The 13,501-nt window shown below is 61.9% G+C and carries 13 protein-coding genes; 5 read left to right on the top strand and 8 right to left on the bottom strand.

What is annotated here, in order from left to right; translation table 11 throughout:
* Positions 1 to 4: 4 nt before the first annotated feature.
* The 4 genes from FHX10_RS03670 to FHX10_RS03655 all read right to left on the bottom strand — a co-directional run bounded on the left by FHX10_RS03670 (position 5) and on the right by FHX10_RS03655 (position 4,471).
* Positions 5 to 1,150, bottom strand: a complete 1,146-nt coding sequence (locus tag FHX10_RS03670) for an ABC transporter ATP-binding protein (RefSeq protein ID WP_097622368.1) — start codon at positions 1,148 to 1,150, stop codon at positions 5 to 7.
* A gap of 46 nt (positions 1,151 to 1,196) precedes the next feature.
* A complete protein-coding gene (locus FHX10_RS03665; protein ID WP_063475190.1) occupies positions 1,197 to 2,048 on the bottom strand; it encodes a carbohydrate ABC transporter permease in 852 nt (283 codons plus the stop codon).
* Entirely contained in the window at positions 2,048 to 2,932 is an 885-nt protein-coding gene (locus FHX10_RS03660) for a carbohydrate ABC transporter permease (protein WP_028756796.1), read from the bottom strand. The genes FHX10_RS03665 and FHX10_RS03660 overlap by 1 nt, the downstream gene beginning before the upstream one ends.
* 264 nt (positions 2,933 to 3,196) lie before the next feature.
* Positions 3,197 to 4,471 (bottom strand): ABC transporter substrate-binding protein, encoded by a 1,275-nt coding sequence (locus FHX10_RS03655; RefSeq protein ID WP_063475191.1) that lies wholly within the window; start codon positions 4,469 to 4,471, stop codon positions 3,197 to 3,199.
* Positions 4,472 to 4,664: 193 nt separating this feature from the next.
* Between FHX10_RS03655 and FHX10_RS03650 the strand changes: the two genes are divergently transcribed.
* The 3 genes from FHX10_RS03650 to FHX10_RS03640 all read left to right on the top strand — a co-directional run bounded on the left by FHX10_RS03650 (position 4,665) and on the right by FHX10_RS03640 (position 6,862).
* Positions 4,665 to 5,888: an ROK family transcriptional regulator gene (locus FHX10_RS03650; protein WP_028758222.1), complete on the top strand. Its 1,224-nt coding sequence runs from the start codon at positions 4,665 to 4,667 to the stop codon at positions 5,886 to 5,888.
* Positions 5,889 to 6,060: 172 nt separating this feature from the next.
* Positions 6,061 to 6,327: a DUF2277 domain-containing protein gene (locus tag FHX10_RS03645; protein ID WP_028756799.1), complete on the top strand. Its 267-nt coding sequence runs from the start codon at positions 6,061 to 6,063 to the stop codon at positions 6,325 to 6,327.
* 148 nt (positions 6,328 to 6,475) lie between these two features.
* Entirely contained in the window at positions 6,476 to 6,862 is a 387-nt protein-coding gene (locus FHX10_RS03640; protein WP_063475218.1) for a cupin domain-containing protein, read from the top strand.
* 80 nt (positions 6,863 to 6,942) lie between these two features.
* On the opposite strand, the gene FHX10_RS03635 is transcribed toward FHX10_RS03640, so the two are convergent.
* Positions 6,943 to 8,619 carry a globin-coupled sensor protein gene (locus FHX10_RS03635; RefSeq protein ID WP_082849724.1) on the bottom strand — a complete coding sequence of 559 codons (1,677 nt, stop codon included), beginning with the start codon at positions 8,617 to 8,619 and terminating at the stop codon, positions 6,943 to 6,945.
* Positions 8,620 to 9,162: 543 nt separating this feature from the next.
* Between FHX10_RS03635 and FHX10_RS03625 the strand changes: the two genes are divergently transcribed.
* Positions 9,163 to 9,777 (top strand): 3'-5' exonuclease, encoded by a 615-nt coding sequence (locus FHX10_RS03625; protein WP_028756802.1) that lies wholly within the window; start codon positions 9,163 to 9,165, stop codon positions 9,775 to 9,777.
* Between the two features lie 72 nt (positions 9,778 to 9,849).
* Here FHX10_RS03625 and FHX10_RS03620 read toward each other — a convergent pair whose 3' ends face one another.
* Together FHX10_RS03620 and FHX10_RS03615 are read right to left on the bottom strand one after the other, a co-directional pair.
* Positions 9,850 to 10,308, bottom strand: coding sequence for a DUF4168 domain-containing protein (locus tag FHX10_RS03620; protein ID WP_063475193.1), 459 nt, complete (start codon positions 10,306 to 10,308; stop codon positions 9,850 to 9,852).
* A gap of 228 nt (positions 10,309 to 10,536) precedes the next feature.
* Positions 10,537 to 11,400, bottom strand: coding sequence for a DMT family transporter (locus tag FHX10_RS03615; protein ID WP_028758216.1), 864 nt, complete (start codon positions 11,398 to 11,400; stop codon positions 10,537 to 10,539).
* Positions 11,401 to 11,490: 90 nt separating this feature from the next.
* On the opposite strand from FHX10_RS03615, the gene FHX10_RS03610 reads away from it, so the two are divergent.
* Entirely contained in the window at positions 11,491 to 12,960 is a 1,470-nt protein-coding gene (locus FHX10_RS03610) for a PLP-dependent aminotransferase family protein (protein ID WP_245294582.1), read from the top strand.
* Positions 12,961 to 13,089: 129 nt separating this feature from the next.
* Here the strand turns inward: FHX10_RS03610 and FHX10_RS03605 are convergent, their stop codons facing one another.
* Positions 13,090 to 13,491, bottom strand: coding sequence for a PleD family two-component system response regulator (locus FHX10_RS03605; RefSeq protein WP_003560657.1), 402 nt, complete (start codon positions 13,489 to 13,491; stop codon positions 13,090 to 13,092).
* Positions 13,492 to 13,501: the final 10 nt, after the last annotated feature.

Raw genomic sequence — 13,501 nt, 5'->3', positions numbered from 1 at the left:
GTGATTATCTGTCGAGGATGGTTTTGCGGGCGCTGATCGTGCGTCCGCCGTCGGGCGAGAAAAGATAGAGTTCGCTGGCGTCGAGCTTCAGCGCGACGTTCTGGTCGGCGGCAAAAGGTGCGACATAGCTGAGCTGCACCGTGATGTTGCCGGTGCCGCTCTCCGAGGCGACGGTCCTGAGATTGCCGGCGTCGATATAGAGAATGGTCTCGCGGCCGAGATGCTCTACGAGCCGGACCTGACCGTTGATTGCCCCGCCTTGGCTGCCGTCGGCGACCACCGAGATGTTCTCCGGCCGCACACCCAGCGTCAGGCTGGCGCCTTTCGCCAGCGCTGTCGCCTCCGCCAGTTCCACCGTCACCGGCACAAGGCCGGACGCCGAAACCGTGATATTGCGGCCGGACACCTCGTCGACGGTGACACCGAGGAAATTCATTCTGGGCGCGCCGAGGAAGCCCGCGACAAAGAGGTTGTCGGGGTTGCGGTAGAGCTGCAGCGGCGAGCCGACCTGCTCGATCACCCCCTGGTTCAAGACGACGATCCGGCTTGCCATGGTCATGGCCTCCACTTGGTCGTGGGTGACATAGACCATGGTGGCGCCGAGTTCCGCATGCAGGCTGCTGAGCTCGACACGCATCTGGGTTCTGAGCGCCGCATCGAGGTTCGACAGCGGTTCGTCGAACAGGAAGACGTCGGGGGAGCGAGTGATCGCCCGGCCGATCGCTACGCGCTGCCGCTGTCCGCCGGAAAGCTGCTTCGGCCGCTTCTCCAGCTGGTCGGTGATCCTCAGGATCTGGGCGGCGCGTGCCACCGCCGCCTCGATCTCGGCCTTCGGCCGTTTGGCCATGCGCAGGCCGAAGCCCATGTTCTCCGCTACCGTCATGTGCGGATAGAGCGCGTAGGACTGGAAGACCATGGCGATGCCGCGGTCGCCCGGTTCCTGCTTGGTGACGTCGCGGCCGTTGATCAGGATCTGGCCGGAGGAAATCGCCTCCAGGCCGGCGATCGATTTCAAAAGCGTGGATTTGCCGCAGCCGGAGGGGCCGACCATGACGATGAACTCGCCTTGCGCGACGGAAAGATCGATGCCGCGCAACGCATGATAAGCGCCGTAATTCTTGTTGATCTCACGGAGTTCGAGACTGGTCATGCGTCCTGGCTCTCTGCTGTTGAAACTGGAAAATCGAGGTGCTGGATCATCCCTTCACCGCTCCCATGGTCAGGCCGGCGATGAAGTGCCGCTGCATCAGGAAGAACATGATGACCGGCGGCACGGCGACGACGATCGTGCCGGCCGAAATCAGGTTCCAGGCCGAGACCCATTCGCCACGCAGATTGGCAAGGCCTGCCGTGACCGGCTTGACGCTGTCGCTGACGGTCAGCACCACGGCCCAGAAATAGTCGTTCCAGATGAAGGTGAAGATCAGGATGGCAAGCGCTGCCAGTGCCGGCCGCACCAGCGGGATCGCCACGTGCACGAGCGTCTGGAAGGGAGAGGCGCCTTCGGCGCGGGCCGCCTGGAACAGTTCGTCGGGAAGTGCCGCGATGAAATTGCGCATGAAGAGTGTCGCAAAGCCTGTCTGGAAGGCGACGTGGAAGATGATCAGCGCCGCGGTCGTGTCGATCAGATCGAGCTGCACCATCAGGTCGCGCACCGGGATCATCATGATCTGATGCGGCAGGAAATTGCCGCCGACGAACAGCGCAAAGATCAGCATGTTGCCGGGAAAGCGGTACCGCGACAGCACGTAGCCGGCGAGCGTGCTGAGCGCCAGCACGCCGATCACCGAGGGAACGGTGATGATCAGGCTGTTGAGGAAGTAGCGGGCCATCGGCGTCTGCGTGAAGACATCAGTATAATTGTCGATCACGCCGATGCCGGTCGGCCATCCCCACAGATTGCCGCCCATGACATCCTCGGTCGTGCGGAAGGAGGTCAGGATGATCGCAAACAGCGGGCAGAGCCAGAGCAGCAGCACGATGACGACGGCGATCACATAAAGGCGTCGCTGCCAGACGGCGGCTTCGGGAATAGGACGAGGATACATCAGCCTCCCCTTTCTTCGGTGCGGATGATGCGGCTGAGGTACCAGGCGATGAAGGCGGCCATGATCACGAAGAGCACGGAGGCGATCGCGGCGCCGTAGCCGAAACGATAGGAGAAGATCGACTGCTCGAACATCTGGTAGGCGAGAACCGACGACGAGCCGAACGGACCACCGTTTGTCATCACCGACACCATGTCGAAGGATCTGAGCGCGCCGACGACGGTGACGGCAATGGCGATGAAGGTGACCTGGGTCAGTTGCGGCAGCACGATGTGCCACAGCATGTTCCAGCCCCTCGCCCCGTCGACACGGCCGGCCCCGATCAGCTCTTCGCTGAGATTGTTGAGACCTGCGAGATAAAGCACCATGCAGAAGGTGATCTGCGGCCAGAGTGCTGCAATCACGATGGCGAAGGTGACGAAATGCTCGTCGGAGAGAACCGCCGGCGCCGTCGCTCCAAAGGCCTTGAAGATCAGCGCGAGCAGCCCGAATTCCGGCGTATAGACCCAGGTGAAGACGACGCCGACGGTGACCGAGGCGAGCACCAGCGGGATGAAGAACAGCGATTTCAGAAAGCGCATGCCGCGGATTTTCTGATTGACCAGCAGCGCGATGGCGAGGCCGAGCGGCGGTGCCGCCATGAACATGACAAGCCAGATCAGGTTGTTCTTCAGCGACACGTAGAATTGCGGATCGTCGTAGAGCTCGACGTAATTGCCAAAGCCGATCCACACCATCGGGCCGAAGCCGTCCCAGTCGTGCAGGCTGATCCAAAGGCTCCGGACGGCCGACAGCAGGATGACGGTGAAAAACAGCAATATCGCCGGCGCGATGAGCAAGGTCGGGGTAAGCCACCAACGCTGGCGGCGCCATAATGTCTGCATTTCAGGAGCCTCGTTTACGACAAAAGCAAGCGGCGAACTGCCCCTCATCGGGCTGCGCTGGTCGGGCTGCCCCTCATCCGGCTGCCGCCACCGACCGGGGTCGAGCCACGGGTCTCGACCCGTCCTTCGGACCCACGCTCGCGGGGCGAAGAGACGAAGCCGCAACCTCTCCGCCCGCACACGTCTCGCAGGGCACGTCCCCCTCCCCGTCAAAACGGGGAGAGGGTGAGGGGCAACCATGAACGCCAGGACGAGCGGCCGACGTCAGATCTTGTAAATCCGCTTACGCGTGCCCTCGAGGCGCGTCAGGATCGCCTTGCGCCGTTCGGGTTTGGCCATGAATTCCTGGAAGCCGACGAGGCCGGCCTGCGCCATGTCGGGGTCGCTGTCGCGGTCGTAATATTGCGACGTGCCCTCTACCGTTTTCATCGTCTCGACGGCAATGTTGACCAGCGGGTCCTTGCTGGGCGGCAGGTCGTGGCGCGGCGGCACGTTGCCGCCCGGCTCCAGATAGGCCGCCAGATTCTCAGGCTTGTAGAAATAGGCGAGGAATTCGCGCGCGCCCTGCTTGTTCTTGGCCTTCGCCGGAATATGGATCGAATTGACCGAAAACTCTTCGAAGTGGCCGACCTTGGCGTCGAGCACCGGGAAGGTCGCATAGGAGAGCTGCGGCAGATCGTCGGCGGTGAAGGCCGAGCGCAGGAAGGCGCCCAAGTTCATCATGCCGGCCTTCTTCTGCGCCAGCAGCGCCGCGGCCTCCTGCCAGCCGAAGGACGTGTGGTTGGCCGTGAAGAAGTCCTTTGATATCATCGCTTCCCACTGGTCGAACACGGCCGTCAGCGACGGATCGAGATAGCTCATCTCGCCATTCATCAGCGCCATGTGCTTGTCGAGGCCGTTGATGCGCAGGTTCATCTGATCGAACCAGCCGGCAGCCGGCCACAATTCCTTGGTGCCGATCGCAACCGGCGTAATGCCCACCGCCTTGCACTTGTCGCCATAGGCCATGAATTCCTCGGCGGTCTTCGGCACGGTCAGCCCATGCTGCTCGAACACATCCTTCCGATAGAACATGCCCCAGAGCGTGCCGCCTGTGGGAAGGCCGTACTGCTTGCCGTCTTCGGTAACGGCCCCCGCCGTCGCGCCGAGCACGCCCTTGTACTTCTCTTTCTCGAAAAGATCGGAGATGTCGTCGAACAGGCCGCGCTTGACGAAGGCGCGCATGCGGTTGCCCGAAAACCAGGAGCAGACATCAGGCGCGCCGGCGACGAGATAGTTGCGGATGGCCGTTTTGTGGGCCTCGTGATCCATATTGTTGATGACGACGTTGACGCCGGCTTCCTTGCTGAAGCCCGCGGCGATTGCCTTCAGCGCATCGAGCGCGGCCCCATTGTTTTCGGCCGAGATCATCGTGACCTCTTGGGCCTGCGCGATCGCGGGAATTGGAAAACTGCCGGTGACCGCAGCGGCAGACACGATGCCCGCACCCTTCAGGAAGCTCCTGCGGGTGGCTGACGGAAATTGCTTCGAAAATGCCATTGAATTCCTCCCAGTTGATCGATCGACATCTCCCGACCGCCGCCTCCTCCATGAAACGACCGACCAGGCTTTCAACGCTGCGATCCACCCCGATTCCAGCGATAATCCGCCTGGCTGAGTTGATCCGCGGCCGAACTTATGCATAGATCTTGGCAGCCCGCAATAATTAATTTACAAAATTAAGGAATGCAAAGTGAAGCTCAAAGGCGACCAGACCACGGCGAGAGCCATGAACCGACGCCTCATCCTCAACCTCCTCAGGCGCGAGGGACCGAGGAGTCGCGCCGACATCGCCACCGTCATCGGCTTGAGCCCGGCGGCCGTGACCTTCGTTGTTTCAGACCTGCTGGAGGAAGGCATCGTCGTCGAAGGCAAGACCGTGCCCGGCCTCACCGGCCGCCGACCGATCCCCGTGGATATCAACTACGAACACGCGCTTGCCGTCGGCTTCAAGCTGATGGTGGATTCGGTGGAATGCGTGGCGACCGACCTCGCCACCAACCCCATCGCCGCCATGCGGGTAAACCTCGACGGCCATGAGCCCGAGAAGGTCGCCGACCTGTTGGCGGGTACCGTGCCGGAACTGGTGAAGCTCGCCGGCCGTCCCAACGCCAAGCTCGCCGGCATCGGCATCTCCATGCCGGGCGTCTTCAACCACGAACAGACCGCCTGCGTGCGCAGCCACCGCTTCAGCTGGGACAACGTCCCCCTCGCCTCGCTGGTCGCAAACCGCGTGCATGTCCCGGTCTGGCTGGAAGACGATACCAACGCCTATGCCATCGCCCAGCAACTCTTCGGGCTCGGCCGCCAACATCGCAACATGGCTGTCCTCGCCGTCGGCGTCGGCATCAGCTGCGCGCTCGTCATCGACGGCAAGCTCTATCGCGGCGCAAATGGAGCGGCCGGCAAGTTCGGCCATACCCTCTTCGAAGAGAACGGCCGGCTCTGCGAATGCGGCAAGCGCGGCTGCCTGATGGCCTATCACTCCGAAGCTTCGATGCTAAGGCGCTGGCGGGAAGCAACTGGCCGAGACGAGCTCGATCTGCCAGAACTCTGCAAGGCGCTCACATCAGGCGACCCCACCGCCCTCGCCCTCGTCGCCGATTCCGGCCGCGGCATCGGCACCGCCCTTGCCAATCTCGTCAATATCACCGATCCCGAAGTCATCGTCGCCGGCGGCGAAGCCGTCTCCCTCGGCGATCCTTTCCTGGTGCCGCTGCGCGAGGCGCTGGCCGCCCGAACCTTCAGGACCGCGCCACCGCTTTTGCCCGACTGGGAAGACAATTCCTGGGCAAGGGGTGCCGCCGCCCTGGTGACGCAGAAGATCTTCGACTTTGAATCGTCGGGTGGGGTGACTGATATTGCGACGCTGGGAGGGGTTAGGTTGAAAGCGCCGGGGTCTTCGTCGGCGGCTTGAGCGATGAGCTCATTGCTGCTGGCGGACGTGTGGTTTCGGCAGCTTGCGAGCACCGCGAAGGGATCACTGGGTGGGAAGTTCCCGTGGTCGGTTGCAATTCGCGCTCGCGCGATTAGTTTTTATACCGCGCCACGCTCCCTCGGTGGCAAAGAGAAATGACCGTGAGCAAGCCATGTGCCGAAATATAAAACCACTGTTCAATTTCGATCCGCCAGCGACGGACGAGGAGATTCATGATGCCGCGCTGCAGTTCGTACGCAAGCTGAGCGGAGCGACCAAGCCGTCGAAGCGCAACGAGGTTGCGTTCGAACGCGCGGTCGGTTCGATCGCTGCTTGCGCCCGCGAACTGCTCGATTCACTGGAGACGTCTCAACCGCCTCGCGACCGCGAGGAAGTAGCGGCGAAGGCGCGCGCGAGAACCGCGATCCGCTTCGCGTAAGAAAAATCCCGTCCTCGCAGGAGCGTAGGCCTGCAGATACACTGTCTTACAAAAATGGGGGTTTCCAGACACATCCCTGGTTCAATCATCGACTGAAATACCGATGCGGCCGATGAGCCGAAAATGGTCAATTCAGAAGGATGCAACGATGAAAATGATCCAGGCTATCGCACTCGCCCTTGTTCTCGGCGGCGCAGCAGCAGCACAGGCAGAACAGCCGCTGCAGCGCACTGATCTCATCAGGAACGATATTGACGTGCCCGGCCACGAGGCTATTCAGGTCCGCGTCGATTTTGCTCCCGGCGTTCTCGCCCCCAAGCACTCGCATCCCGGCGAAGAGATCGCATTCGTCATCGAAGGAACATTGGAATACCAGCTCGAAGGCGCAGAGCCGGTGACCCTGAAAGCCGGCCAATCCTTGTTCATTCCATCAGGCGTCGTTCACTCGGCGAAGAACATCGGCAGCGGCAAGGCGTCGGAATTGGCGACCTACGTCGTGCGCAAGGGAGAGACCCTCGTCGTGCCTGCGAAGTGAGACCACATCAGCATTGAACCGCCGGCACGTAAAGCGCTCACGCTCGGACCTTTGGTCCGAGCGCCCGCTAGGTGACGATCTCAGAACTCGTCCCACTGGCCGCTCGCCAGCGCCGCGTTGCCCTGTGTCTGATACGCCTTGGCGACCCTGGCCTTGAGTTCGCGCGCGGGAGACCCCGCATCCGTCGGCTTCGCCGGCGCCGGCCTTGGGGGAGCGGCAGATGCGGACCTCTTGCCGATATGGAATTGGCTGAGCATTTCCGCGATCCGTCCGATCTCCCGGACAAGAGCATGGCTTGCGGCCGTGGATTCCTCCACCATGGCGGCATTTTGCTGCGTGCCCTGATCCATGGCATTGACGGCCATGTTGATCTCGGCAAGCGCGGTCGCCTGTTCGCGCGCCGCCTCGACGATCGAGCCGATATGATGGTCGATCTCCTTGACCTCATCGACGATGACAGCCAGCGCTTCTCCCGTTTCCCCGACCAGCGAAACGCCTGTCTTGACCTGCTCGCCGGAGGTATTGATCAATTCCTTGATCTCTTTTGCCGCCTTGGCCGAACGCTGGGCCAGCTCGCGGACTTCCTGGGCGACGACGGCAAATCCCTTGCCGGCCTCACCGGCGCGCGCGGCCTCGACGCCGGCGTTCAGCGCCAGCAGGTTCGTCTGGAAAGCAATCTCGTCGATCACGCCGATGATGCTGGAAATCTCACGCGATGAACTGTCAATCGCGCCCATCGCGGTAACCGCCCGTTGGACGATCTGGCCGGATTTTTCCGCACCGGCGCGCGCCTTTGAAACCAGCTGCCCCGCCTCTTCCGCGCGCCTGCTGGAATCCTTGACGGTCGTGGTGATCTCTTCGAGCGCAGCCGCAGTCTCCTCGATGGAAGCGGCCTGTTGCTCGGTGCGCTTGGCAAGCGCGTCGGCGGCGGAGCGAATCTCCTGCGATCCGGCATGGATCTGCGACGCGGCGGAATCGATCTCGCTGATCGTGCTCGTCAATTGATCCAGCGCGTGGTTGAAATCGTCACGCAGTTGGTGATAGGCGGCGGGCAGGTCATCGGTGATGCGATAGCTGACATCCTTGGCGACGATGGCGGACATCGCCTTGCCGAAACAGTCACTCACAAGCTTCTGCTCGCTCGCAATCGCTTCCGCCTGAGCCTTCTGCTTGGCGATTTCCGCTTCGTCGATATAGACCGAAATGGCCAGATCCATATCGAGCATCACGGCCTTGACCAGACTTGCCAACGCCTTTGCGAAGTCCGCCGGCTTCATGGTTTTCTTGGAAAACATTCCGCCTTTTGGAAACATCTCCTCGACAGCGCTCTTGATCAGGTGGTCGACAAGGATGGCGTAGCCGCCGATATACCATCTGGGTTCCAAGCCGATACGCGCGTGAACGGTGCCGATGGTACGGACCTTGGCGACGTAGTCCTCATTGAAGTTGCCATCGGATATATTCGCCCAATGCCCCACCTGGGCGCCCTTGGCTCTGGCAATATGCTCATCCGACGAAAAGAAGCGCTTGACCTCGGGGCTGTTGCGCAACTGCGCATAGAATTTGTCGAGACCATGCGGCAATTCCCGCTCGATCAGCGCTTTCAGCGAACGGATCCCGGCACGCCCTTGCTGGTCGAGCCCCATGAATTCGAGGCGACGTTCGATATTCCGGTTTTGCGACCCGGCATCGACCTGTCCGGGTGTCGGGTGCCCATGAGCCTGATGACCAGTGGGGGCATGGGAATAGTTCGACATTGGCACCTCTTAGAGACAGAACTTCGGTAACCGATGTGGCGCGGGAATCCGTCTCCGAAACCCGTATTCATAGCAGCTTGTCGTGCAGACCCCGCCCATCGGACAACCGCGAATTGACGGCCGGCATGGTTTGCAAAGAGTAAATTCCCTTGATAAAACACAATTATTCAACGCCCTTTGGATACACGCGCGGATTTTGGATGTTCTTGCGCAAAGCCGGCATTATCGAGAGGAACGGGGACCGACGGTCCGCACAGACTGTGGATGCCAAGCCTTTCAATGATACCCGTTCGCCTCGGCCAGCCGCAGCAGCGCGTCATTTTCGTCTGCGACGCCTTCCGTCAGGCGGGCAGCGGCAATCACGGGAAGCCAGGCCAGGATGGCACCGACCTCCACCTCGGCCACGGTGGACGAAAACAGGTGAGCGAAATTGTCGAAACACGCATAGGACGAACGGATCGCTGATGCCTGTTATCGAGAACTTGTCGGGCCACGACGGAGGGTATTCAGTCCGAAGCTCCAACTACGAGGGGAACGTCGGCCATGAAGACTGCCATCATATTCGACTGTGAATTTCTTTGCCTCGAAGGCTCGCAGCGCAGATTTTGGTGCGCGGCCCACGATCCCGATCCTGTCATTGCGCAGATCGGAGCCGTCAAGCTCGGACTCGAAGGCGAGTTTCCGATCCTTGGCACGTACAAGTCCTACGTCCGGCCCGTCGACCGCTTCGGCAAGCGGTATCCGCTCGATCCATACTTCACCCATCTGACCGGCATCACCGAAGAGGATATCGACGCCCATGGCGTGGCGCTGGAGGATGCGCTTTCCGGTGTCGACAGCTTCTCGGGCGGCGCCCGGTTCTGGTCCTGGGGTAAGGATGAGATGAACATGGTGGCCATCAGCTGCTATGTCGCAGGCATCCAGCCTTCCATCCCGGCCCGCCGGTTCGACAACGCCGTCAAGCTTCTCATCGCAGCGGGCATGCCGATCGAGGATTTGGCAAAGACGCCCAGCAACAAGCTGGCCGACTACTACAACGTCGACCATCCTGCCTTGCAGGCGCATGACGGGCTCGACGACGCTCTGTCGCTATCGTACACGCTGCAGCATCTGATGAAGATCCGGAAATTGCAGCCCGAGGTTTTCGATCGGCTCTGAAGGCACGAGACACCAAGGGCTTGAAGCAGCGCCCGGCCAAACGGCGGGCACTGCTTTCTTAGGGCGGGCAGCTTATTGCTGCTGTTGCGCTGGCGCTGCCGGCGGCGGCGTACCGATCTTTTCCAGAACCTTCTTGGCCAGGGCCGGGTCGCTCTGCGCGGCGGTCAGGATCGAGGAATATTCCTCGACGGAGATGCCGTTGGAGGCTTCGACGGTATCGACCATCTGCTTCTTGGCTTCATCCTGTAGCTTTTGCTTGGCAGCCTCGTCCTTCGTCGCGCCGATCTTGGCCGAATATTCCTGGCGGACCTTGTCGACCTGCAGATAAGCAACGGCAAAGGCCTCGATTTTCTTATCGCTGACGGGTGCGGCCGCGCCGTTGCCACCGGTCTGTCCCTGCATCGGCGCCTGGCCTTGTGCCGGCGGCTGCTGTTGCGCCTGGGCCATATCAACAGCGAATGCCGGGCTGAAAGCAAGCAGGCTGAAGACCGCAGCGGTCATCGTTGCGACGGGTGTGTAACGAGTGATCATATTCGTTCCTTTTCACGTGCATGATTTGAGCGGCAGCAGAACCGGCTCGGTCGATCGCTCAGCCGTTGGGGCTGGCGAGGTCGCGACGATGGAACCTTTAAGAGGGCACGGTGCGGCGGCAACGGGGCGATTTGCTGACGATTGAGCGGCGGCTTTGTGACCGTCGACATGTCGGCTGGTGGTCACCGCACCGTCACTTCCAACCACTTGCCGTGACCGGAGCAACCGCTACCGCGCAAACCTGCGGGCGCCGGCCACGCACAGAATGACGGCGACCGTGACGGCGAGCATGGCCCAGGTCACGGGCTCGTGCAGCAGGGTGGCAGCAAGCGCCAGGCCGAAAAACGGCTGGAGCAGCTGCAGCTGGCCGACGGCGGCAATGCCGCCCTGCGACAGGCCGCGATACCAGAAGATGAAGCCGATCAGCATGGAAAACAGCGAGACATAGGCAAGACCCAGCAGCGCCGGCGTTTCAATGCCGGAAAAGCTTGCCGGCCGATGCAAAAGCGCGACCGCGACCATCACCGGCAGCGACAGCACCAGCGCCCAGGAAATCACCTGCCAGCCGCCGAGCGTGCGCGAAAGCCTGCCGCCTTCGGCATAGCCGAGGCCGCAGACGATGATCGCCGCCAGCATCAATAGGTCACCGATCGGTGACGCAGTCAGCCCTTGCGCCAGCGCGAAGCCCGCCACCAGCGCGCTGCCCAGGATGGAAAACAGCCAGAATGCCGGCTTCGGGCGTTCTCCGCCGCGGATCACGCCGAAGATCGCCGTCGCCAGCGGCAGCAGGCCGACGAAAACGATCGAATGAGCTGATGTGACGTGCTGCAGCGCCAGCGCCGTCAGCAAGGGAAAGCCGACCACGACGCCGAGCGCGACGACAGCAAGGGAGAGGGTATCGCGCCCGCTCGGCCGTTTCTCTCTGAAAGCGATCAGCAGGCCGAGGGCGAGAATGCCGGCGATCGCCGCGCGCGCCACGGTGAGAAAGACGGGATCGAACTGCATCACCGCCACGCGCGTCGCCGGCAGCGATCCGCTGAAGATCACCACCCCGATAAAACCATTGATCCATCCCGATGCCATGCGGTCCATGATGCGCTGCACTCCTTCTTTTCCCAGCTCTTATCGGCCAACGGCGATGGTCATGACAGTAACAGTCTGATACGATTTCGTGAAACTGTAATGATGCAGAAAGCAATACAGATGAATGAAGGACGCACACGCGTAGAGATGGTCGTCGCGACGATCAGGCAACGCATTGCCGGGCGCAGCCTGACGCCGGGCGCAAGACTGCCGTCCGTCCGGGGGCTGGCGGCGACGTTGAAGCTGTCGACATCGACGGTCGTCGACGCCTATGAGCGGTTGGTCGCCGAAGGCGCGATCCTGGCAAGACCGGGTTCGGGGTTCTATGTCGCCAACCAGGCAGCCCCGTTTGCGCTTGCGCAGAGCGGACCGAAGCTCGACCGCGCCGTCGATCCGTTCTGGATATCGCGGCAATCGCTGGAGGCTGATGAAACAGACCTGAAGCCCGGCTGCGGCTGGCTGCCACCCTCCTGGCTGCCGGGGGAAGGGATGCGCCGCGGGCTGAGGACGCTTGCCCGCGCCGACGGGCCGGCCCTCGCCGACTACGGCTCGCCGCTCGGCTTGCCGCAACTGCGCCAGCTGATTTCGCGGCGCATGGGTGAACGGGGGATCGAAGCCTCCCCTGAGCAAATCATGCTGGCAGATTCCGGCACGCAGGCAATCGATCTGCTCTGCCGTTTCCTGCTGGAACCCGGCGACACGGTGCTGGTCGACGATCCCTGCTATTTCAACTTCCATGCGCTGCTGCGCGCCCATAGGGCAAAGATCGTCGGCGTCCCCTATACCCCGTCCGGTCCCGATATCGAACTGTTCGCGCAAGTCGTCGCCGAAAAGCGGCCGCGGCTCTACATCACCAACTCCGCCATCCACAATCCCACAGGCGCAACGCTTTCCCCCGTGACGGCCCACCGGCTTCTAAAACTCGCCGAGCAGTTCGATCTGACCATCATCGAGGACGATATCTTCGCCGATTTCGAATATTCGCCGGCGCCCCGCCTTGCCGCCTTCGACGGGCTCGAGCGGGTCATTCACATCGGCAGCTTCTCGAAGACCCTGTCGGCCTCGGCCCGCTGCGGTTTCGTCGTGGCAAAACCGGAATGGATCGACGGACTGACAGATCTCAAGATCGCCACCTCCTTCGGCGGCGGCCGGCTGACGGCGGAACTGGTGCTGAACGTCCTGAGCGACGGCAGCTATCGCAAACACATGGAGACGCTGAGACACCGGCTCTCTCGGGCGATGAGCGAGGTCTCGGCCAGACTGAAGGGCTTAGGGATAACGCCGTGGCTGGAGCCACAGGCCGGGATGTTCCTCTGGTGCCAGCTGCCCGAGGGCATCGATGCGGCCGATGTGGCGCGCGCTGCACTGGAAAGGAGGATCGTTTTGGCTCCCGGAAACGCATTCAGCCTGTCGCAATCGGCGACCAATTTCATGCGCTTCAACGTGTCTCAAACACTCGATGCGCGGGTGTTCGAGGTGTTGGGCGATGCACTGGCAGGACGAGGACAATGGAGGTCGGAGGCACAGGCTCAAGCGCCTTCTTCTCACTGCGTCCAGGCCCTCTCATGAGGGCGGCACCCCCAACGCTTCCGGAGTGGCATTCACCAACGCCCTCATCATTGAGGCGCGCAGCCCGCAGGGCGGAGCCTCCTGCGCAGCACCTCTGAGTGAGGCTGTCTCGGTCTCCGCCCGCAACGATCAAAACGACCGGTGAACCGCCTTGTCATTGGCAAGACGCGTCACGCAGCCTTCGAGCTTGGCGAGCAGCAGATCGAAGTCGAGCGGCTTCGTCAGATAGTCCGCCGCTCCGCCGCGTAAGCCGGCAAGCGTGTTTTCCCGGTCGGTCAGCGCCGTCAGCAGGATGAAGGGGATGTTGGAGAGCTCGGGGTGGTTGATCTGAATTTCCGCCAGTAGCTGGTGCCCATCCATGACAGGCATCGAAATGTCGCTGATGACGATGTCGGGCCATTTCGACAGGATCATTTCCAGCCCCTCGGCGCCGTTCGAAGCCTCGAGCGTCTTGTAGCCGGCTTCGCTCAACTCTTCGACGAGGAGGTTCCGGATCTCGACTTCGTCTTCTATGCACAGGACTGTAACCATGAGCTCTTCC

It is taken from the genome of Rhizobium sp. BK591 (genome assembly GCF_014195045.1).
GTDB classification, from domain to species: Bacteria; Pseudomonadota; Alphaproteobacteria; order Rhizobiales; family Rhizobiaceae; genus Rhizobium; species Rhizobium anhuiense.
This window is presented reverse-complemented; position numbering and strand designations above follow the sequence as displayed.